Origin of the sequence: Bradyrhizobium sp. HKCCYLS20291 (assembly GCF_051167715.1) — a bacterium.
Taxonomy (GTDB): Bacteria; Pseudomonadota; Alphaproteobacteria; order Rhizobiales; family Xanthobacteraceae; genus Bradyrhizobium.
Map to the genome: position 1 here is coordinate 98581 of NZ_JBNPTO010000001.1, position 19112 is coordinate 117692.

The window sequence follows — 19112 nt, forward strand, 5'->3', positions numbered from 1 at the left end:
CGGCCGGGTTCGGCTAAGTTGCGGAGAGAGGACATTGGCATGACCACAGCTACCGAACTCCGCCCCGGTGAAGTCGCCGTCGACGCGCCGCAGCCGCGTGACGCCGCGTTGACCTTCATCGGCCGCATCCGAACGCCCTGGAGCTCCCGTCTGGAGACGCCCCGGCAGGGCAGCTTCGAGGGACCGGTCTGCCGGCTCGAGATCTTCGAGCCCTGGGTGCCGGCGCTGCAGGGCATCGACGCCTTCAGCCACCTGCAGGTGCTGTACTGGCTCAACCGGGCGCGCCGCGACCTCGTCAAGCAGAGCCCGCGGCACCATGACGGCGAGACCCGCGGCACCTTCGCCCTGCGCTCGCCGGTGCGCCCCAATCCGATCGGCGTGTCGACCGTCCGCTTCGTCGCGCTGGAGGGTAACGTCGTGCTGGTGCGCGGACTGGATTGCCTGGACGAGACGCCGCTGATCGACCTCAAGCCCGATCATTGCGTGTTCACACCTGGGACGGCCGAGGACAAATAGGACCTGCGATCCGGATGTCGAACACGAACAAGCGGCCGCAGAAGTCCGTCACCGCTCTGGATGCCATCACCGCGGATCTCGTTGCTGTGCTGGTGGCCGTGACTGACGGCCATCCCAAGATCATGACCATCGATCATGCGTCGGCATTGCCGAGCGGACCGTTTCAGTTCGCCCATCGTTCGCTGCAGATGGGTCTGCGGGCCTGGGTCGAGGCGCAGACCGGTCATCCGCTCGGCTATGTCGAGCAGCTGTATACGTTTGCGGATCGCGGCCGCAGTGGTGACCCCGATGCGCCGCATCGCATCTCCATCAGCTATCTCGGGCTGACGCGCGAGGAGGGCGGACGCGAGGGCGCGGATGCGCAATGGTCGTCCTGGTACGACTACTTCCCATGGGAAGATCATCGCGACGGACCTCCGGCCATCCTGGCCAAGATCATCGCGCCGAAACTGAAGGCCTGGGCGCGGGCGGCCGACGAGCCGGCGCTGCAGAAGACGCGGTGGCGCCGTGCCGCCATCACCTTCGGCCTCGACGGCCGCGAGTGGAACGAGGAACTGACGCTGCAGCGTTATGAGCTGCTGTACGAGGCCGCGCTGATCCCCGAGAGCGTGCGCGAGAAGGGCGGCGAGGCTGCCGTTGCCGGCCGTGCGATGACGTCCGACCACCGCCGCATCCTCGCCACCGGCATTGCGCGCCTCCGCGCCAAGATCAAATACCGGCCGGTCGTATTCGAGCTGATGCCGGACGAGTTCACGCTGCTGCAACTGCAACGCAGCGTCGAGGCGCTGGCGGGGCGGCTGGTGCACAAGCAGAACTTCCGCCGCCTCATCGAGCAGCAGGAACTGGTTGAAGAAACAGGCGCGATGGCCGCCGACACCATCGGCCGCCCGGCCAAGCTGTTTCGCTTCCGCCAGGGCGTGCTGGCCGAACGCGCCGTCGTCGGCACCAAACTGCCGCTCTCGCGATCGTGATCCTCAGCACTTGACACGACTTATGCTCAGGATAAGTATAAGGCATATTATGCTCATGGAGAGTATAAATGACCGAGCTTGTCCTGCCTGTCGTCGCGTCGTCTGCACCCTTCGCCGAGCGCTTGAGACGCGTCATCCCACCGCCGGAATGGGCGGTCTTCGCCGATGATGTCGAAGCCATCCTGGCGCTGAAGCGCGAGCGCAACGCCGTGGTGCTCGCGCACAACTACCAGACGCCCGAGATCTTCCACGGCGTCGCCGACATCGTCGGCGACAGCCTGCTGCTGGCCCGCGAGGCGACCAGGGTCGATGCCGAGGTCATCGTGCTCGCCGGCGTGCACTTCATGGCCGAGACCGCCAAGCTGCTCAATCCCGGGAAAACCGTGCTGATCCCGGACACGGAGGCGGGCTGCTCGCTCGCGGACTCCATCACCGCGGACGATGTCCGCCTGATGCGCGCGCGCCATCCCGGCGTGCCCGTCGTCGCCTATGTCAACACTTCGGTCGCCGTGAAGGCGGAGTCCGACATCTGCTGCACCTCCGGCAACGCGCGAGCGGTCGTGGAGTCGCTCGGCGTCGACCACGTCATCATGCTGCCGGACGAGTATCTCGCGCGCAACGTCGCCGCGCAGACCAAGGTGAGGATCACGGCCTGGAAGGGCCATTGCGAGGTGCATGAGCGCTTCAGCGCTGAGGATGTCCGCACGCTGCGTGACAATCATCCCGGCGTCACCGTGCTGGCGCACCCCGAATGTCCGCCCGAGGTGGTGGCGGAGGCCGATTTCGCTGGCTCGACGGCGGCGATGTCGGACTTCGTCGCGGCGAAAAAGCCGGCCCGCGTGGTGCTGCTGACGGAGTGCTCGATGAGCGACAACGTCGCGGTGATGTATCCCGACATCGAGTTCGTGCGTCCCTGCAATCTGTGTCCCCACATGAAGCGGATCACCTTGAAGAACATCCGTCATGCGCTCGAGACCAACACGCACGAAGTGACGATCGATCCTGACATGGCCGAGCGCGCGCGGCGCTCGGTGGAAAGGATGCTGGCGCTATGAGCAACAATATCTCTGACCTTACCGGCTGTCCCGTCATCATCGGCGGCGGTGCCGCCGGCCTGATGACGGCGCTGCAGCTCGCGCCCGAACCGGTCGTGCTGCTGTCAAAGTCGCCGCTTGGCGCCGAGGCGTCGAGCATGTGGGCGCAGGGCGGCCTCGCTGCCGCCGTCGGCGATGACGATGATCCGGCGCTGCATCTGCAGGACACCATCGCCGCGGGTGCCGGACTGTGCGACGGGACCGCCGCGCGCCGCATTATCGCCGCGGCGCCGGCGGCGGTCGCGCATCTCGCTGAGCTCGGCGTCGCATTCGATCGGGACGCCGACGGGCGCTGGCGCCTCGGTCTGGAGGCCGCGCACAGCCGCAATCGCATCGTGCATGCCACCGGCGACGGCACCGGGCGTGAGATCATGCGCGCGCTGATCGCGGCCGTGAGGCGATGTCCGTCGGTGACGCTGCTGGAAGGCGTGGAGGCGCGCCGGCTGATCGTCGAGGACAATGCGGTGCAGGGCGTGCTTGCGGTGCGGGGCGATGAACCGCTCATCCTCGCGACCACGCGCGTCGTCATCGCAACCGGCGGCATCGGCGGTCTGTTTCTCGACAGCACCAACCCTTCCGGCTGTTTCGGTCAGGGTCTCGCGCTGGCGGCGCGGGCCGGGGCCGTGCTGTCCGATCTCGAATTCGTGCAATTCCATCCCACCGCCTTCGACGGGCCGTCGCGGCCGCTGCCGCTGCTCACCGAGGCGATCCGCGGCGATGGCGCTGTTCTGATCGACGAGCAGGGCACGCGCTTCATGGCCGACGAGCCGGGCGCCGAGCTCGCGCCGCGCGACGTGGTGGCGCGAGCGGTGTGGCGTCATCGTGCACAGGGCCATCGCGTGTTCCTCGATGCGCGCGCCAACCCCGGCAAGGCGTTTGCCGCTCGCTATCCGGTGATCAGCGCGTTCTGCCGGATGGCCGGCATCGACCCGGCCATCGACCCCATCCCGGTGCGGCCGGCGGTGCACTACCATATGGGCGGCATCGCGGTGGACGGGATGGGACGCAGCACGGTCGACGGGCTGTGGGCCTGCGGCGAGGCGAGCCGCACCGGCCTGCACGGCGCCAACCGGCTCGCCAGCAACTCATTGATGGAGGCGATCGTCTGCGCGCAATGGGTGGCCGAGAGCGTGGCGGGTACGTCCCGCGGCGTCCGCCGGCCGGGCGAGATCGGAGCGATGCCGCCTGCATCGGAGCCCTCGGCCGTCCGCCCAATCCTGTCGCAGGCGCTCGGCGTGTTGCGTGAGCGCGGCACGATGGCAGCCGCCATCCAAAGCCTTCTCCCGCTGGCCGAGGGAGCAGGGGCTTCAGCCGATCCGGCCCTTGTCGGCCTGATGATGGCGGTCGCGGCACACGCCCGTGAGGAGAGCCGCGGCGGACATTTCCGCAGCGATCGCCCGGAAACGCTGGCCGTCGCGCAGCCATCCCGCTTCACCATGTCCGAAGCCATCGCAGCAGCCCACGGTCTCACCGAGACAGAGTCGTTCAGGAGCGCCGTATCATGAGCCTCAATCCTCTCTCGCCCTTGCTCTACGAGCCGCTGGTACGCACCGCGCTGCTGGAGGATCTCGGCCACGCCGGCGACATCACGACCGATGCGATCGTGCCGGCCGGGCAGCGTGCGTCGTTGCAATTGCGGGCGCGCCAGCACGGCGTGATCGCCGGCCTCGACGTCGCGCGCTGTGCGTTTCAGACAGTCTCGCCCGAGGTCCGCAGCGAGACCATTCGCGGCGACGGCAGCGTCGTTGCGCCCGGCGATGCGATCGCAACCATCAGCGGCCCGGCACGGGCGCTGCTGACCGGCGAGCGCGTCGCGCTCAACTTCCTCTGCCACCTCAGCGGCGTCGCCACCGCGACGGCTCAGCTCGTCGCCGCGGTGAAGGGCACGCGGGCCCAGATCGTCTGCACCCGCAAGACCACGCCGGGCCTGCGCGCGCTGGAGAAATATGCGGTGCGCGCCGGCGGCGGCGGCAATCACCGGTTCGGCCTGGATGACGCCGTCCTGATCAAGGACAACCACATCGCCATCGCCGGTGGCATCACGGCTGCGATCACGAGGGCGAAGGCTCATGCCGGGCATCTCGTCAAGATCGAGGTCGAGGTCGACACGCTGGCGCAGCTCGAGGAGGCGCTGGCGCTCGGCGTCGACGCCGTCCTGCTCGACAACATGACGCCGGCGGAGCTCGGACGCGCCGTAGCCATGGCGCGGGGCAAGGCCATCACCGAGGCCTCGGGCCGCATCACCGTCGACACCGCGCCCGCGATTGCCGCCACCGGTGTCGACCTGATCTCGGTCGGCTGGATCACGCATTCATCGGCCGCGCTGGACATCGGGCTCGATGAGACGTGAGCGGTGCGCGCATACATCGACACAGTTCGGGGCGCGCTGCTCATGACTTCACGGCGGGCTGTGCGTCCAGGAGCGCCGTCAGGAGCGGAACGGAGGCATCATCGGCAAGGATGAAGGTGTCGCTATCGGAGCTTCCTTCGTCGACGACGAGATAGCGGCCGCGTCCGGTCGCCACCGCGATCCGGTTCATTTCCGCGAGCAGCGGCGCGGCTTCCGGGCGCTTCCTGTCCTCGATTTCGAAAGCGCCTGGCCCGAGACCTTCGACTACGAAGGTAGCCTTCAACAGACCGCCCCTCGACCTATGCAGCTCAATCTGCGCGATGCCGATATTTCCAAGCCCGGCGAGATCGTTGATCGTGTACCCGAGCGAGTCCGCCTCGCTGACGAGCGTGATGCTGCCTGCATTGACGAAGATTGATTCACTATGCTCCGCCAGAAACCGCTCGGCAGCGTCATCGTCCATCTCCGCCATCGGCGGATAAATCTCAATCAGGAGACCGATCTCCCCGATCAAGCTGTCGGTCTCACCGGCCATCGCGAGGAACAGCGCCTGGAGGCTCGGCGCCCCCGTGTCGTCGTCCTTCCACCGGAAGCTGTCCACCAAGGCGCGGGTGATGATCAGCTCGCGGTCGAGCTCCCGCTTGATGGCCAGCCCGCTGACCTCGAAGCGATCCAGGGCGGTCGTGATGAAGTCGCGGTCGGCCTTGGTCGTGACTGGCCCCGGCTCCGGCTCGATCTCTGGGGACGCCGGAGCCCGCGATGGGCGTGAGAACCATGACCAGAACGACATTCACGCTCCTCGCTGGATGGCGGCCATCAGCCCTTCAGCGCCGCGATCAGCTTCGCGGCGTTGCCCTCCAGCACCTTGGGGTCCTCCTTGCGGCTGGCGGCCGGCAGCAGGGCTGTGCCCTCGTGGCGGGGCATCACGTGGACGTGGAGGTGGAACACCATCTGGCCGCCGGCATGCTCGTTGAACTGCTGCACGGTGATGCCGTCGGCGGCGAACGCGGTCTTGGCGGCGCGGGCGATGATGCGCACGGCGCGGCCGACATGGAGGTAGTCCTCCTCGCCGATGTCGAGGATGTTGCGGGCCGGGGCCTTCGGGATCACCAGCGTATGCCCGGGCACGCGCGGCATGATGTCGAGGAAGGCCAGCACGTGGTCGTTCTCATAGACCTTGTAGCAGGGGAATTCGCCGCGCAGGATTTTTGCGAACGGGTTGTTGGGATCGTATGCGGTCATGGGCAGTCCCCTCGGCGGTTCCTCGTGATGAGCCTTACTCTCACCGGCACGTGCCGCCGGTCAAGACGGCTCGTCGATGCCTTTCCGGAACGGCGCGGATTCGGCGAGCTCGCGGCCGGCCTCCGCGACATAGGCGCGCTCGCGCTTGAGATAGTCGTCGATGGCGCGGCGCAGGCCGCGATCGGCGATGTAGTGCGCGGAGTAGGTGGTCTGCGGCAGGTAGCCGCGCGCGATCTTGTGCTCGCCCTGGGCGCCGGCTTCGACGACCGCGAGCCTGTGCTGGATCGCAAAATCGATCGCCTGATAGTAGCAGACCTCGAAATGCAGGAACGGGTGGTGCTCGACGGCGCCCCAGTTGCGCCCGAACAGCGTGTCCGAGCCGATGAAGTTGATGGCGCCGGCGATCCAGCGCCCGTCGCGCCTGGCCATCACCAGCAGCACGTCCTCGGCCATGCTCTCGCCGATCAGGGCGAAGAACTTGCGCGTGAGATAGGGCCGGCCCCATTTGCGCGAGCCGGTCTCCATGTAGAATTCGAAGAACGCGTCCCAGGCGTCCTCGGTGATGTCCTTGCCGGTCAGCCAATGGATGGTGATGCCAGCACTCAGCGCATCGCGGCGTTCGCGCTTCATCGCCTTGCGATGGCGCGAGTTGAGCGTCGCCAGGAAGTCGTCGAACGTCGAAAAGCCCTGGTTGTGCCAGTGGAACTGCTGGTCGGTGCGCTGCAGGAACCCTTGCGCGGCGAGCAGCTTCCATTCCGCCTCGCGCGCGAAGGTGACGTGGACCGACGAGGCCTCGCTGATCCCGCACAGTGCCTTGAGCCCCTGGGCCAGCGCATTGCCGATAACCTCCCGATCCTGGTCGGGACGGATCAGCAGTCGCGGTCCGGTCGCGGGGGTGAAGGGGACGGAGGCCTGGAGCTTGGGATAGTAGCGCCCGCCGGCGCGCTCATAGGCATCGGCCCAGCCGCGGTCAAAGACATACTCGCCCTGAGAATGGGACTTCAGATAGCAGGGGACGACGCCGATGATCTCCTCGCCGAGCTTCGCGACCAGGTGGCGCGGCGCCCAGCCGGTGCGCAGGGTGGCCGAGCCGGAGGCTTCCAGCGCCGAGAAAAAGGCGTGCGAGACGAACGGATTGTAGGCGTGGCCGGAGGCGCCGGATGAGCCCGGTTTAACGCGGCCGTCGGGATTGGCGCAAGCATCCCAGGCGGCAGCGGGGATGTCGCTGACCCCCGGAACGGCTTCGAGCGTAATCTCAGGTGAGGCCATCGAACCCTTAAAAAAGCGTCTGGCAGGAGAACGCTCAGCGGAGACGTCCGGATTGCCACGTCCTGAAGATCGTGCATCGCAGCAGCGAGTTCAAGGCCGGCCTCACGTCTCCGGCGTAAAGCCTTCGAAGATCATCTGATCCGCGTACCGGGCTGCCTTGGCGCGCTGCTCGGTGGTCCGGACCGTCCAGGTCAGCAGCGGGCAGCCGAACACGTTGCGCGCGATCCACGGCGGGGCAGCCGGCAGCTGCTGCACCCAATAGGCGACGAAATGCGGCTGCGTGCTGAGGCCGTGTTTCAGATGCAGCATGCTGTCGCGCTGCGCCTGGGTCAGCGTGGCCCAATAGCCGTCCTCATAGGTCCGCTGGGCGACGATGCCGCGGGTCAGCTTCGGCATGGTCTCGCGCAGGGCATGCACCTGGTCCGGATCGAACGACATGCCGACGACCGGGCCGGAATAGGAGGCAAGCACCTCGGCCATGCGCCGGACCAGGCGATGATCGCCCTGGAACGTGCTCTTGACCTCGACGACCAAGGGCACGCGTCCGCCGATCAGGTCGCAGAGATCCTTGAGCGTCATCATCCGCTCGTCGGTCTGCTTGAATCTGACCGCCTTGAGCTCGGCCGCCGTCTTCTCGATCAGCGGGCCGGAGCCTTCGGTAAGCCGGCCGAGATCGTAGTCATGATGCACCATCGCCTCGCCGTCAGCCGACAGCTGGATGTCGCATTCGATGGCGAAGTTGCCGGCGACCGCGCCCCGCGCGGCGGCCGGCATGTTCTCGATGATGCCGCTGGCCGCATCGTGCAGGCCGCGATGGGCGACGGGGCGGGCCGTCAGCCAGTCAGGTGCGCGCATTCGCCCCGTCCATCCTCTTCCTGTGCAATCTCACGCGACCTCGAACACGCCTTCGACCTCGACCGCCGCGTCCGACGGCAGCGATGCGACGCCGACGGTGGTGCGTGCGTGGCGGCCCTTGTCGCCGAACGCGGCGACCATCAGGTCGGAGGCGCCGTTGAGCACCTTCGGCCCGTCGAGGAAGTCGGGCGCCGAGTTGACGAAGCCGCCGAGCCGGACCACGCGCACGACCTTGTCGAGGTCGCCGACCGCCGCCTTGACCTGCGCCAGCAGGTTCACCGCGCAGCCCTTGGCTGCGGCATAGCCGTCCTCGAGCGAGACGCCGCCGCCGAGCTTGCCGGCCGCGATCAGCTTGCCGTCGCCGCCGAGGCAGACCTGGCCCGAGACGAACAGCAGATTGCCGGTGCGCACGAAGGGGACATAATTGGCCACCGGTGCTTTCGGCGCCGGCAACGTGATGCCCTGTGCCGCCAGATTCTGTTCAACCGTACCTGCCATCTCACATCCCCGTGCTGTCGCCTGAAAACCGGTCCCGTGCCGGACCGCGGCCCTGTTTGGCGCAGTTGCCAGTGACATGCAAGGCGCCAGCGGCGGCGCCGAATTGGCCGCCCGAACGCACGTTTCCGTGAGTCAGCCGCAGTTGCGACGTAATGCAGCGGTCTCTAATGTGACGGTTCAAAGAGACGTCTCCCGAGGAAAACTCATGGCTCATTCGTTTCGACTGTCGCTGGGAGCGCTGGCTGTCGCGGCGATCACATTCGGTTCGGCGCAGGCCGGGGCGGGGGTACCGTTCCTGCCGCATCAGGCGCTGTACGAACTGAGCCTGGTGAAGTCGCGCGGCTCGAGCCCCGTCAACAGTGCCCGTGGCCGCATTCTCTACAATTTCTCCGGCAACGCCTGCAGCGGCTACACGTCGGAATTCCGCCAGGTCTCCGAGCTCGACCTTGGCGAGGGCAAGGTGACCTTGAGCGACCTGCGCTCGACCGCGTGGGAGGACGGCGCCGGCAAGAGCTATCGCTTCAAGATCGACTCGCGGATGAACGACCAGTCCTCCAGCCCGGTCGACGGCATCGCCGAGCGCAGCGGTGACCACATCACCGTCAAGCTGAAGCAGCCGGAGGCGAAGACCTTCACGCTCGACGGCTCGACCGTGTTTCCGACCGAGCAGATCCAGCGCATCATCGCTGCTGCCCGCGAGGGCAAGTCGCTGCTTGAGCTGACGGTCTATGACGGCTCCGACAACGGCGAGAAGGTCTACAACACGCTGACGGTGATCGGCGCGCCGGTGCCGGCCGAGAAGGCTGCGGCCAAGCCCGACGCGTCGACTGACAACAGCGAGATGAAGGCGATGACGCGCTGGCCGGTGACGGTCAGCTACTACGACCGCGACGCCAAGCGCACCGAGGGCGAGCAGACGCCGGTCTATGCGATGTCGTTCGAGCTGTACGAGAACGGCGTCTCGCGCGCGCTCGTGCTCGACTACAACGACTTCGTCATTGCGGGTGCGCTCGGCAAGTTCGACGCGAAGGACGTCAAGGACGGCAAGCCCTGCAGCAACTGAGACCGCACTCATTCCGCCGTCTCCGGGCCGTCATAGGCAATGCCGCGAATGACGGCGGCCTGACCGAACTTCTTGCGTAATGCATCCATGGCGCGCTCGGCCGAGGCCGAGCGGCGGTCCAGCATGTCGGTGTCGGAGGCTTCCGAGCCCGGGCGCAGCGCGCTGACGCCGGCGCCCATCAGGCGGAACGCGGTGCCGTCGGTCTCGCGCGCCAGCATCTCCTTGCAGATCGCAAAGATCCTGCCCGCGAGCTGGGTCGGCGCCGCGATCGACTGCGAGCGCGTGCGCTGGCGGAAATCCGCGGTCTTCAGCTTCAGCGTGACGGTCGAGCCGGCGAGCTCGCTGGACTTCAGCCGCGATGACACCTTCTCGCACAGTCGCCACAGCGTCTTTTCCAGGGTCGCATAGTCGCGGATGTCGGTCTCGAACGTCGTCTCGTTGGAGATCGTCTTGGCGCCGCGGTCCGCCACCACCTTGCGATCGTCCATGCCGCGCGCCAGCCGCCACAGCCTGCGGCCTTCGCCGCCGAACTGCTTCATCAGCGCGATCTCGTCGGCGCGCTGCAGGTCGGCGATGACGCGGAAGCCGTGCTGCGCCAGCCGCTGCTGGGTGGCGGGGCCGACGCCGAAGATGAAGCCGACCGGCTTGTCGGCGAGCATCGTCACCGCCTCGTCCTGGTCGAGCGCGGCGAAGCCGCGCGGCTTGTCGAGATCGGAGGCGATCTTGGCGAGGAACTTGTTGCAGGACAGCCCGACCGAGACGGTGATGCCGATGCTCTGCTCGACCTCGCGGGCGAACCGCGCCAGCACCTTGGCCGGGATCATGCCGTGGACGCGCTCGGTGCCGGACAGGTCGAGGAACGCCTCGTCGATCGACAGCGGCTCGACCAATGGCGTCAGCGCCAGCATCGCCTGCCGGACCTCGCGGCCGACCCGGACATATTTTGCCATGTCCGGGCGAATCACCGCCGCCCACGGGCACAGCTCCAGCGCCTTGAACATCGGCATCGCCGAGCGCACGCCATAGGTGCGCGCGATGTAGCAGGCCGCCGACACAACGCCGCGCTTGCCGCCGCCGATGATGACGGGACGGTCGGCGACATCAGGGTTGTCGCGCTTCTCGACCGTCGCGTAGAACGCATCGCAATCGATATGGGCGAGCGTCAGCCGGGGCAGGGTGGGATGGCGCACCAGGCGCGGCGAGCCGCAGGCGTTGCAGCGGCGCGCGCCGCGCTCCAGATCCGTCAGGCAGTCACGGCAGAAGCAGGTCGGCCCGGCGGCCGCGCGCGACGCTCCCTCTGACGCTGTCGTGGTCACGGCACGTCGCGCTCCCACTGCGGGTCGCCCAAGGCTTGCCTTGCGGCCATGATATTGGTCGGATGTAACTTGGAGTGGGCGGCAAAAGCCTTTACCGTCTCCTCGTCGCGCAGCACGAAATCGAGCACGCTGACCAGAAAATTCGGGTCGGCGGCGGAGGATCGCAGCGTCTCCGGCCCAATCCCGGTCTCGGCCAGGAAGCGGCCCAGGCGTTCGGGTTCCCCGGCCAGGAAAGAAAGGGCCTGAACTGCAACGATTTCAGCGACTTCGCGCGGATTTCGAACGGGCTTTTTCAACGGCGCATATGCCTTTCCATTAACTTGTCGTCGCTACTTTAGAACCATCATGCCCGAATCTTCATGCCTGAGTCTTCGGAGCGGGTTCAAGCAAGTGGAAACCATCTCGGGCGAAGATGGAATACCGCCTTAACGGCTTTGAACGAATCTGGGGCTAGTTTGAACGAGATGGGTGCGGTGGGCAGGCGTCCACCGGAGGGCAGTCGGGTGTCAGTGATTCGGAGGGGCGGATGGGTAAGACCGTCCTGATCGTGGAAGACAATGAGCTCAACATGAAGCTCTTCCGCGACCTGTTGGAGGCTCACGGCTACCAGACGTCGGGCACCTCCAGCGGCGTCGAGGCGCTCGACCTCGTGCGCAAGACGCGTCCCGACCTGATCCTGATGGACATTCAGCTGCCCCAGGTCTCGGGCCTGGAAGTGACGAAATGGATCAAGGACGATCCGGATCTGCGCGCGATCCCGGTGGTCGCGGTGACGGCCTTCGCCATGAAGGGCGACGAAGAGCGCATCCGCGAGGGCGGCTGCGAAGCCTATCTTTCGAAGCCGATCTCGGTCGGAAAATTCATTGAAACGGTACGACGCTTTATCGGCTAGGGAGTTCCTGCAGTGTCCGCGCGCATCCTCGTCGTCGACGACGTCCCGGCCAACGTCAAGCTGCTGGAAGCGCGGCTGTCGGCCGAATATTTCGACGTGCTGACCGCCTCGAACGGCGCCGAGGCGCTGCAGATCTGCCAGCGCGCCGAATGCGACATCATCCTGCTCGACGTCATGATGCCGGACATGGACGGCTTCGAGGTGTGCCGCCGGCTGAAGTCGAACCCGGCGACGCATTTCATTCCGGTGGTGATGGTGACTGCGCTGGACAGCCCGTCCGACCGCGTGCGCGGGCTGGAGGCCGGCGCCGACGACTTCCTGACCAAGCCGGTGTCCGACGTCGTGCTGATCGCGCGCGTGCGCTCGCTGACGCGGCTGAAGATGATGACGGACGAGCTGCGGATGCGTGCGCTGACCTCGCTCGAGATCGGCGTGCAGGCGCCGGAGCGCAACGCCGTGGCCGATGCCGGCAAGGGCGGCCGGGTGCTGCTGGTCGACGACCGGCCGTCGTCCTACGAGCGGCTCGGCCCGATGCTGGCCACCGATCATACGGTCGACGTCGAGACCCATCCGGCGGAAGCCGTGTTCAACGCGGCCGACGGCAATTACGACCTCGTCATCGTCTCGCTCGACCTCAACGATTTCGACGGCCTCAGGCTGTGCAGCCAGCTGCGCTCGCTGGAGCGCACCCGGCACGTGCCGATCCTGGCGATCGCCGAGCCCGAAAACAATTCGCGGCTGCTGCGCGGCCTCGAGATCGGCGTCAACGACTATCTGCTGCGCCCGGTCGACAAGAACGAGCTGTTGGCGCGTGCCCGCACCCAGATCCGCAAGCGCCGCTACACCGATCATCTGCGCGACAACGTCCAGAACTCGATCGAGATGGCGATCACCGATGCGCTCACGGGCCTGCACAATCGCCGCTACATGGAAACCCATCTGGCGACGCTCGCCGACCAGGCGGCGAGCCGCGGCAAGCCGCTGGCGCTGATGATGCTCGACATCGACTTCTTCAAGTCGATCAACGACAATTACGGCCATGATGCCGGCGACGACGTGCTGCGCGAGTTCGCGATGCGCGTCCGCAAGTCGATCCGCGGCATCGATCTCGCCTGCCGCTATGGCGGCGAGGAGTTCGTTATCGTAATGCCCGAGACCGATCTGCACGTCGCCGGCATGGTCGCCGAGCGGCTGCGCCGCTCGGTCGCCAACGAGCCGTTCTCGGTGCACAAGGGCGAGAAGCGCATCGAAGTGACGACCTCGATCGGCATCTCCACCCTGGAGCAGAAGGGCGAGCCGATCGCCGACGTCATGAAGCGCGCCGACAATGCGCTGTACCGCGCCAAGCACGAAGGCCGCAACCGCGCGGTGGCCATCGCGCCGGTGCACACTCCGGCGTCGTTCCTGCCGCAGGCCGCTGGCAGGGGCCGATAGAGGGCAGGGCGGCTGCTTTGTCCTGTCGCTAAGCCGGCAAGCTGCCAACGATAATCCACACATCTCTCCACATCGTCATTCCGGGGCGCGCGGAGCGCGAGCCCGGAATCCATAACCACGATCGGGAGTATGGATTCCGGGCTCGCGACTGCGTCGCGCCCCGGAATGACAGCGAGTGTGGTTCGACATTTTTCCACACATGACTACTCATCCTCGCCGCGCATCCGCGCCCGAGCTGTGCCATTCACAACCCTCTTCGAGAACAGAGGGCGCAGGGAAGGCCGGGTGCTGGTCGCACCCATGGTCCGCGTGCAACAAAAAGCACGCGGCAGAACCACAGGTACGAGCCGGACATCCGGCCCTCCCTGCGCGATGGCTTTACGGCTTACTCCGTGCTCTCCCCGGGGACCGGCGTTCTTGCCCCCGTCGCCGGCGCGCTCGTCGCAGCGCCCGCTTGGCCTCAGCGTCGGGAGGCCAGGACCACACGGCTTCACCGTGCGCATCAGGATGTTCGTCCGCGCGGCCAAGCCACGCTGCACCCCGACACGCCCACCGCAGCCCACCTCACGCTCGTGACGATCGCGATGCGCCCCTCTGGCGAGGTGGGATGATCGGGAGATAGCATGGATTCTGAAAAGACGAAACAAGAATTTTTCGCCGTGAGCGGCAGACGGAGGCGATCCGATTGAATTGGCTCGTCAAATTAGTTTTCCGGCGCAGCGTTTCCGGTGTGACGTTCGGCCCGGCGCAAGCCGGCTTCACTTTCCGATGAAGCTCGATCGCGCGGGCTGCTGTCGTGCTAGGATCCAGGCAACGCTCGGGAGACGGACATCGGGAGACGGACATGGAGTTCTGGCTTGTCATGATCGTGTCGATTGGATCGATCCCGCTCGCATCGGCCATGGCGCTCGAACGCCAGAGATCGTCGAGGCGCTGGTTGTGGACCGCCGCGGTCGTTGGACCACTCGCGCCACTGGCGCTGCTCATCCTCGGTGATGCGCGGCGGCCGGCCGCGGTCAACTAGGCCGCGACCGATCAGCGGAGCGTGATCCGTCTCTGTGTCGTGCTAGGATGTGCGTGCACAACGACATGTCATTCGGGAGGGAAGTCATCAGACGGCTTCGGATAGGGGCAATGATCGGCGTGTTGATGCTGAGCGGACTCTGGCTCCTCGACGCGCTCGGTGTTCAGACCAATACTCTGGGCATGGCAGCCCTCGCAGGTGTTTCCGCGTGGTTGGCTGAATACGTGCAGGATCGTTTCATGCCTCTTCGGGCAGGGAAGTGATCTTGCGAATGCAGTCAGCGCCCATGTTGTCGGAATGCCACTACTCGCCCTGAAGCTGTGTGAGATATCCATGTCGCTTGATATGACGCTCGCATCGTGGTAGTAAGATGCCATGAGCAAACTCGTGCGCATCATGAACTTCACCCACATGACCTGGTTCGGCCGGGCCGTGGAAGGAGTCGCGCGCTAGGAGTTTGACGACGCGATATTCTCACCAGGCCCCGCCGGCATCGGACGGGGCCTTTCGTTTGGCCACGCTCCCTGCCGGCACAACAGCAGGAGCGATAGATGCCGCCTCATCAGACCATCGACGCCGCGTGCCGCGATGCACGGCCAGGCGTCGATCTCACCATCGCGTCGATGCACGACGCGGCCAATGACGTGCTGCAAGCGACGTATCCCAATGCAGCCGTTGCCGCGCTCCAGGACGCGTCGCCGGAAAAGGACGCGGCCGGCCCGCCGGTCACGCCGACCTGGCTGATCATCCGCCTGATCGGCTGGTGCTGGCGCGCCATTCAAGCGCGGCAACGCCGCGAGCACGTGCGTGCAAATCTGTACGAGCTGAACGAACGCGAGCTCACCGACATCGGCATCACGCGCGCCGAGATCGAGCACATCGCCGCGATGCAGGCGCTCGACGGTCTGAGGGACGACCCGCGCTATTTCGCACTCGTCTCGCGCAGGATCATGTAGCGGGTGCAGTTCGCAGCAATGCGCAGGGCGGATCAGCGTTGGCGTGATCCGCCGCTTTGCTGCGCCTCGTTGGCGGATGACGCTGGCGCTCATCCGCTCTGCGGGTCACTAGACGAGCGTTTCGTTAGAGCCGGCGATTGTATCCGGGTTGAGCTTTTGCCGTCTCTTCGTGCTGTCATGCTCCGCGAAGGCGGAGCATCCAGTACTCCGCAGCAGAAGATGTCGAACCGAGGTGCCACGGCGTACTGGATCGTCCGCCTTCGCGGACGATGACAGCCGGGTTGACATGATCAATGCGCCAGGACTTTGGAAACGATCGCCTGGGTGCCGACCGAGCCGCATGCATGGGTGCTCCTCCGCACGCGCACGAACTACATGCCTTGATCTGGCGCAATTGCCGTGGTAGGTGCAAAGCATGATCAACGTCACGCGCAATTCCAACCGCAAACATACGACCCGCCGCAGTCGGGCCGTGGGAGGAGTCGTGCGCTAGGTTTTCGACGACACGATCATTCCACCAGGCCCCGCCGGCATCGGACGGGGCCTTTTGTTTGGCCACGCGTCCTGCCGGCATCCCACAGCAGGAGCGACCGATGCCACCTCAGACCCACCTCACCGCCGAGATCGTGCGCGATGCCGCGCCGCTCGTTCTCGATCGTCCCATTTCCGTCGCGACCAACGCCGCGCGTGATGCGCAAGCTGCGCCGCGTTCCGCTGCGCCCATCGCCGTGCTGCGCAATTTGTCGGAAAAGGAGGCCGCCGCGCCGCCAGGCGACGCTGCGCCGGGATTGTTCAGTCTCGTCGCGCGCTATTGGCAGGCGTTTCAGGATGCCCGCCGACAGCGCAAGCTGCGGGTGACGCTGCGCGACCTCAGCGAGGCGCAGCTGATCGATATTGGCCTGGCGCGCAGCGACATCGACTACCTCGCCGCGCACCGCGCGCTGGAGAAGCTCAAGGACAGCACGGCGCATCTGATGATGTCGCGCGGCGTGATGTAGCGCGCTTGCTACTCGGCCGGGCCGTTGTGGACCCAAGGCGGATCATCACTGCATGATCCGCCACGCTCGCGTGCGTCTTGAACGGTGGATGAGGCCCGTGCTCATCCACCAGCTCAAGCCCATCAAGTCCGTGCCTCGCGACCGTGCGGGATGCGCGTAATGAGGAGATCAGGGGCGCGGCAGTTCGTCTGCCGTTCCCCAACTCGCGACCCATGCCTTGACGTCATCCAGCGGAACGGCGAGACGCGTCTGGTTGAAGGCGTCGAGACGTCGGCGATCCTCAGTGACATCGGGGCCTGCGATGTCCACGACTGAGTCCAGCAGCGCCACGGCTTCAGCGAGCACCGCGGCGACACCCTGGCCACGCTCCACCGCAAGCTCGGTGAGGCGAGCATCTGTCGTGGCGTCGATCTCGATGGTTCGGCGGACGAGGTTCATGAATGGAGGATAGCCTCGCTCGGCTGGCCTGTCGAGAAGGCCGGAACCGCCCGCCCTCGCGGACGTTTGTCTGGGCCCAAGGAGGAGCCCCGATGACAAAGCTGATGTTTGCGGTTGCCGTGTCGCTGTCCGTTCTGCCCTCGCTCGCATTGGCACAGGGCCACATGGGCACGCCGCAGGAGCAGAAGGCCTGCGCACCGGACGCCAAGCGGTTCTGCCGCAGTCAGCTCGGCGACGATTTCGCGGTCCAGAATTGCCTGACGCAGAACCGGCAGAAGCTCAGCAAGCGCTGCTCGGCGGTGTTCCAGAGCCATGGCATGTAAGTCGGCGCTCGCCTTCTCACGATGACGCCAGGCGCGGACGGCTCACGCCGATCCGCGTTTCCAACGTGATCAGGCCGCGCGCACCTTGCGCAGGAACTTGTCCAGCTCGGTCTTGAGATGGTCGCTCTCGCGCGACAGCGAATGCGCCGATGCTAGGACTTGAGAGGAGGCGGTGCCAGTGGCATCGGCGCCGGTGCTGACGTCGCCGATGTTGCCGGCGACCCGCGCGGTGCCGCCGGCGACCTCCTGCACGTTGCGCGAGATCTGTCCCGTCGCGGCGCCCTGCTGCTGGACGGCCGCGGCAATGCCGGCCGCGATCTCCGAGATGTGCTGGATGGTGCCGCCGATCTGCTTGATCGAGGCGACCGAGGCCTGCGTCGCGTTCTGAATGCCCTCGATCTGCTGGCCGATCTCCTCGGTCGCCTTGGCGGTCTGCGACGCCAGCGCCTTGACCTCGGAGGCGACCACCGCAAAGCCGCGGCCGGCTTCGCCGGCGCGCGCCGCCTCGATGGTGGCGTTCAAGGCGAGCAGGTTGGTCTGGGCGGCGATCGAGGTAATCAGCTTCAGCACGTCGCCGATGCGCTCGGCGGTGCGCGACAGCTCGCTGATGCCGACATCGGTCTGCTCGATCTGGCGCACGGCCTGCTTGGCGATCGCAGTCGATTCCGTGACTTGGCGGCCGATCTCGTGCACCGAAGACGTCATCTCCTCGGCGGCCGCGGCCACGGAGTGGACGTTGGCCGAGACCTGCCCGGAGGCCGCGGCGGCGCTGGTCGACAGCTGCTGGGTCTGCTCGGCGGTCTTGCTCAGCGTGTTGGCCGAGGTCTCGAGCGTGCGCGCGTCGGCGTGGACCTTGTTGATGATCTGGCCGACGGTCGACTCGAACTCGTCGGCCATGCCGCGCATCGCGACGTGCTGCTCGGTCTTGGCGGCATCGAGATAGACCGAAATGGCGAGATCCATGTCGAGCATCGCGGCGCGGGTGATGGCGGCCTGCAGCGCCGCCTTCTTCTCGCGCGCCGCCTGGCCGGCGAACCAGCCGTCCGGCAGCTCGGTCTCGATCGCCCGCTGCAGCCCCGTGACGATCAGCGAATAGCCCGCGATGTACCAGCGCGGCTCCAGCCCCATGCGGTGGTGGGCGCGGCCGATCCGGGTCACCGACGTCACATAGGCGGCGTCGAACTTGGCGGTCGCCAGCGACATCCAATGGTCGAGCTGGGCCTGCGCGGCGTGCCGGATCGCGGCCTGGCTGGAGAACATCTTTGCCAGCGGCGGAACCTTGCCGACATGGGCGTAGAATTCTTCGAGCAGGCCCGGCAGTACCTTGCCGATCAGCGGCCGCAGCTCGCGCAGCGCCTCGCGCGTGGCATTGTCGATGCCGAGGAAGTCGAGACGGGACTGCAAGGTCTGGGGATCGGTCATCGCTGGGCCCGGTCAACTGAGGGACAAGGAAGAGGCGAACCTCGCGGGTGCCTCACTACCCCCGGAATTGCACGGGTTTGGTTGATGGATCCTTACCAATGGAACCCAAATTTCAACCGGGCGGAGAATGTTACCTTGCACGCTCCTCCAGGTGTCTGCCGCCCGGCCGCGAGCGCTGATCTTCGGAAGCGGGTCTGCAATAAAAAACGGGGCCGAAACGGCCCCGTCGAAGTCGAAAGCAGATCCGCGATCTTACTTGAGCAGTTACTTGATCTTGGCTTCGCGGAATTCGACGTGCTTGCGCGCGACCGGGTCGTACTTCTTCTTGACCATCTTGTCGGTCATGGTGCGCGAATTCTTCTTGGCAACGTAATAGAAGCCGGTGTCGGCCGACGACACGAGCTTGACCTTGATGGTGACCGCTTTGGCCATGTCTTGAACCTCTGGAATG

General features: G+C 66.2%; 23 protein-coding genes. 13 read left to right on the plus strand and 10 right to left on the minus strand.

Going from position 1 to position 19112, the window contains the following annotated elements; translation table 11 throughout:
* Positions 1-39 precede the first annotated feature (39 nt).
* From tsaA to nadC, 5 genes are all read left to right on the plus strand, one after another.
* Positions 40-516 carry a tRNA (N6-threonylcarbamoyladenosine(37)-N6)-methyltransferase TrmO gene (gene tsaA, locus ACQR07_RS00385; RefSeq protein ID WP_434900422.1) on the plus strand — a complete coding sequence of 159 codons (477 nt, stop codon included), beginning with the start codon at positions 40-42 and terminating at the stop codon, positions 514-516.
* Between the two features lie 14 nt (positions 517-530).
* On the plus strand, positions 531-1487 hold the full coding sequence (locus tag ACQR07_RS00390) for an NUDIX hydrolase (protein ID WP_434900423.1): 957 nt from the start codon (positions 531-533) through the stop codon (positions 1485-1487).
* Positions 1488-1555: 68 nt separating this feature from the next.
* The gene (gene nadA, locus ACQR07_RS00395) at positions 1556-2542 is read left to right on the plus strand and encodes a quinolinate synthase NadA (protein WP_434900424.1); all 987 of its coding nucleotides are present in this window, start codon (positions 1556-1558) and stop codon (positions 2540-2542) included.
* The gene (locus ACQR07_RS00400; protein ID WP_434900425.1) at positions 2539-4086 is read left to right on the plus strand and encodes an L-aspartate oxidase; all 1548 of its coding nucleotides are present in this window, start codon (positions 2539-2541) and stop codon (positions 4084-4086) included. The genes nadA and ACQR07_RS00400 overlap by 4 nt, the downstream gene beginning before the upstream one ends.
* The gene (gene nadC / locus ACQR07_RS00405; protein ID WP_434900426.1) at positions 4083-4931 is read left to right on the plus strand and encodes a carboxylating nicotinate-nucleotide diphosphorylase; all 849 of its coding nucleotides are present in this window, start codon (positions 4083-4085) and stop codon (positions 4929-4931) included. The genes ACQR07_RS00400 and nadC overlap by 4 nt, the downstream gene beginning before the upstream one ends.
* A gap of 40 nt (positions 4932-4971) precedes the next feature.
* Here the strand turns inward: nadC and ACQR07_RS00410 are convergent, their stop codons facing one another.
* The 5 genes from ACQR07_RS00410 to ACQR07_RS00430 all read right to left on the minus strand — a co-directional run bounded on the left by ACQR07_RS00410 (position 4972) and on the right by ACQR07_RS00430 (position 8795).
* Positions 4972-5721 (minus strand): hypothetical protein, encoded by a 750-nt coding sequence (locus ACQR07_RS00410; RefSeq protein ID WP_434900427.1) that lies wholly within the window; start codon positions 5719-5721, stop codon positions 4972-4974.
* A gap of 26 nt (positions 5722-5747) precedes the next feature.
* On the minus strand, positions 5748-6173 hold the full coding sequence (locus ACQR07_RS00415; RefSeq protein ID WP_434900428.1) for an HIT family protein: 426 nt from the start codon (positions 6171-6173) through the stop codon (positions 5748-5750).
* 60 nt (positions 6174-6233) lie between these two features.
* Positions 6234-7442: a GNAT family N-acetyltransferase gene (locus tag ACQR07_RS00420; protein ID WP_434900429.1), complete on the minus strand. Its 1209-nt coding sequence runs from the start codon at positions 7440-7442 to the stop codon at positions 6234-6236.
* Positions 7443-7544: 102 nt separating this feature from the next.
* Positions 7545-8297 (minus strand): glycerophosphodiester phosphodiesterase, encoded by a 753-nt coding sequence (locus ACQR07_RS00425; RefSeq protein ID WP_434900430.1) that lies wholly within the window; start codon positions 8295-8297, stop codon positions 7545-7547.
* 30 nt (positions 8298-8327) lie between these two features.
* Positions 8328-8795: a RidA family protein gene (locus ACQR07_RS00430; protein ID WP_434866749.1), complete on the minus strand. Its 468-nt coding sequence runs from the start codon at positions 8793-8795 to the stop codon at positions 8328-8330.
* Between the two features lie 205 nt (positions 8796-9000).
* Here ACQR07_RS00430 and ACQR07_RS00435 point away from each other — a divergent pair, with 205 nt between their 5' ends.
* Positions 9001-9858, plus strand: coding sequence for a cell envelope integrity EipB family protein (locus ACQR07_RS00435; RefSeq protein ID WP_434900431.1), 858 nt, complete (start codon positions 9001-9003; stop codon positions 9856-9858).
* Positions 9859-9866: 8 nt separating this feature from the next.
* Here ACQR07_RS00435 and ACQR07_RS00440 read toward each other — a convergent pair whose 3' ends face one another.
* Positions 9867-11174: a DNA polymerase IV gene (locus tag ACQR07_RS00440; protein ID WP_434900432.1), complete on the minus strand. Its 1308-nt coding sequence runs from the start codon at positions 11172-11174 to the stop codon at positions 9867-9869.
* The gene (locus ACQR07_RS00445; RefSeq protein WP_434866752.1) at positions 11171-11470 is read right to left on the minus strand and encodes a DUF3572 domain-containing protein; all 300 of its coding nucleotides are present in this window, start codon (positions 11468-11470) and stop codon (positions 11171-11173) included. The genes ACQR07_RS00440 and ACQR07_RS00445 overlap by 4 nt, the downstream gene beginning before the upstream one ends.
* 230 nt (positions 11471-11700) lie before the next feature.
* Between ACQR07_RS00445 and ACQR07_RS00450 the strand changes: the two genes are divergently transcribed.
* The 6 genes from ACQR07_RS00450 (at position 11701) to ACQR07_RS00475 (ending at position 16478) form a co-directional block, all read left to right on the plus strand.
* On the plus strand, positions 11701-12066 hold the full coding sequence (locus tag ACQR07_RS00450) for a response regulator (RefSeq protein ID WP_434866753.1): 366 nt from the start codon (positions 11701-11703) through the stop codon (positions 12064-12066).
* Between the two features lie 12 nt (positions 12067-12078).
* Positions 12079-13500: a PleD family two-component system response regulator gene (locus ACQR07_RS00455; RefSeq protein ID WP_434900433.1), complete on the plus strand. Its 1422-nt coding sequence runs from the start codon at positions 12079-12081 to the stop codon at positions 13498-13500.
* An 844-nt stretch (positions 13501-14344) separates the two neighbouring features.
* Positions 14345-14524, plus strand: coding sequence for a hypothetical protein (locus ACQR07_RS00460; RefSeq protein WP_434900434.1), 180 nt, complete (start codon positions 14345-14347; stop codon positions 14522-14524).
* 110 nt (positions 14525-14634) lie between these two features.
* Positions 14635-14787, plus strand: coding sequence for a hypothetical protein (locus tag ACQR07_RS00465; protein WP_434900435.1), 153 nt, complete (start codon positions 14635-14637; stop codon positions 14785-14787).
* 360 nt (positions 14788-15147) lie between these two features.
* A complete protein-coding gene (locus ACQR07_RS00470) occupies positions 15148-15480 on the plus strand; it encodes a DUF1127 domain-containing protein (RefSeq protein WP_434900436.1) in 333 nt (110 codons plus the stop codon).
* 593 nt (positions 15481-16073) lie between these two features.
* Positions 16074-16478, plus strand: coding sequence for a DUF1127 domain-containing protein (locus tag ACQR07_RS00475; protein WP_434900437.1), 405 nt, complete (start codon positions 16074-16076; stop codon positions 16476-16478).
* A gap of 168 nt (positions 16479-16646) precedes the next feature.
* On the opposite strand, the gene ACQR07_RS00480 is transcribed toward ACQR07_RS00475, so the two are convergent.
* Entirely contained in the window at positions 16647-16916 is a 270-nt protein-coding gene (locus ACQR07_RS00480) for a hypothetical protein (RefSeq protein WP_434900438.1), read from the minus strand.
* A gap of 92 nt (positions 16917-17008) precedes the next feature.
* Between ACQR07_RS00480 and ACQR07_RS00485 the strand changes: the two genes are divergently transcribed.
* Complete coding sequence (locus ACQR07_RS00485; protein ID WP_434900439.1) at positions 17009-17239, plus strand: hypothetical protein; 231 nt, start codon at positions 17009-17011, stop codon at positions 17237-17239.
* 69 nt (positions 17240-17308) lie between these two features.
* Here the strand turns inward: ACQR07_RS00485 and ACQR07_RS00490 are convergent, their stop codons facing one another.
* Positions 17309-18661, minus strand: a complete 1353-nt coding sequence (locus ACQR07_RS00490) for a protoglobin domain-containing protein (RefSeq protein ID WP_434900440.1) — start codon at positions 18659-18661, stop codon at positions 17309-17311.
* 264 nt (positions 18662-18925) lie between these two features.
* On the minus strand, positions 18926-19093 hold the full coding sequence (rpmG, locus tag ACQR07_RS00495; protein WP_006611239.1) for a 50S ribosomal protein L33: 168 nt from the start codon (positions 19091-19093) through the stop codon (positions 18926-18928).
* Between the last annotated feature and the right edge of the window lie 19 nt (positions 19094-19112).

What these genes read in the sequence shown, in the direction of transcription:
- ACQR07_RS00450 (WP_434866753.1), top strand. Translation starts at nt 11,701, where the DNA reads ATGGGTAAGACCGTCCTGATCGTGGAAGACAATGAGCTCAACATGAAG.
- ACQR07_RS00480 (WP_434900438.1), bottom strand. Translation starts at nt 16,916, where the DNA reads ATGAACCTCGTCCGCCGAACCATCGAGATCGACGCCACGACAGATGCT.
- ACQR07_RS00465 (WP_434900435.1), top strand. Translation starts at nt 14,635, where the DNA reads ATGATCGGCGTGTTGATGCTGAGCGGACTCTGGCTCCTCGACGCGCTC.
- ACQR07_RS00435 (WP_434900431.1), top strand. Translation starts at nt 9,001, where the DNA reads ATGGCTCATTCGTTTCGACTGTCGCTGGGAGCGCTGGCTGTCGCGGCG.
- ACQR07_RS00490 (WP_434900440.1), bottom strand. Translation starts at nt 18,661, where the DNA reads ATGACCGATCCCCAGACCTTGCAGTCCCGTCTCGACTTCCTCGGCATC.
- tsaA (WP_434900422.1), top strand. Translation starts at nt 40, where the DNA reads ATGACCACAGCTACCGAACTCCGCCCCGGTGAAGTCGCCGTCGACGCG.
- ACQR07_RS00420 (WP_434900429.1), bottom strand. Translation starts at nt 7,442, where the DNA reads ATGGCCTCACCTGAGATTACGCTCGAAGCCGTTCCGGGGGTCAGCGAC.
- nadA (WP_434900424.1), top strand. Translation starts at nt 1,556, where the DNA reads ATGACCGAGCTTGTCCTGCCTGTCGTCGCGTCGTCTGCACCCTTCGCC.
- ACQR07_RS00470 (WP_434900436.1), top strand. Translation starts at nt 15,148, where the DNA reads ATGCACGACGCGGCCAATGACGTGCTGCAAGCGACGTATCCCAATGCA.
- ACQR07_RS00430 (WP_434866749.1), bottom strand. Translation starts at nt 8,795, where the DNA reads ATGGCAGGTACGGTTGAACAGAATCTGGCGGCACAGGGCATCACGTTG.
- ACQR07_RS00410 (WP_434900427.1), bottom strand. Translation starts at nt 5,721, where the DNA reads ATGTCGTTCTGGTCATGGTTCTCACGCCCATCGCGGGCTCCGGCGTCC.
- rpmG (WP_006611239.1), bottom strand. Translation starts at nt 19,093, where the DNA reads ATGGCCAAAGCGGTCACCATCAAGGTCAAGCTCGTGTCGTCGGCCGAC.
- ACQR07_RS00390 (WP_434900423.1), top strand. Translation starts at nt 531, where the DNA reads ATGTCGAACACGAACAAGCGGCCGCAGAAGTCCGTCACCGCTCTGGAT.
- ACQR07_RS00400 (WP_434900425.1), top strand. Translation starts at nt 2,539, where the DNA reads ATGAGCAACAATATCTCTGACCTTACCGGCTGTCCCGTCATCATCGGC.
- ACQR07_RS00485 (WP_434900439.1), top strand. Translation starts at nt 17,009, where the DNA reads ATGACAAAGCTGATGTTTGCGGTTGCCGTGTCGCTGTCCGTTCTGCCC.
- ACQR07_RS00475 (WP_434900437.1), top strand. Translation starts at nt 16,074, where the DNA reads ATGCCACCTCAGACCCACCTCACCGCCGAGATCGTGCGCGATGCCGCG.
- ACQR07_RS00415 (WP_434900428.1), bottom strand. Translation starts at nt 6,173, where the DNA reads ATGACCGCATACGATCCCAACAACCCGTTCGCAAAAATCCTGCGCGGC.
- nadC (WP_434900426.1), top strand. Translation starts at nt 4,083, where the DNA reads ATGAGCCTCAATCCTCTCTCGCCCTTGCTCTACGAGCCGCTGGTACGC.
- ACQR07_RS00425 (WP_434900430.1), bottom strand. Translation starts at nt 8,297, where the DNA reads ATGCGCGCACCTGACTGGCTGACGGCCCGCCCCGTCGCCCATCGCGGC.
- ACQR07_RS00460 (WP_434900434.1), top strand. Translation starts at nt 14,345, where the DNA reads ATGGAGTTCTGGCTTGTCATGATCGTGTCGATTGGATCGATCCCGCTC.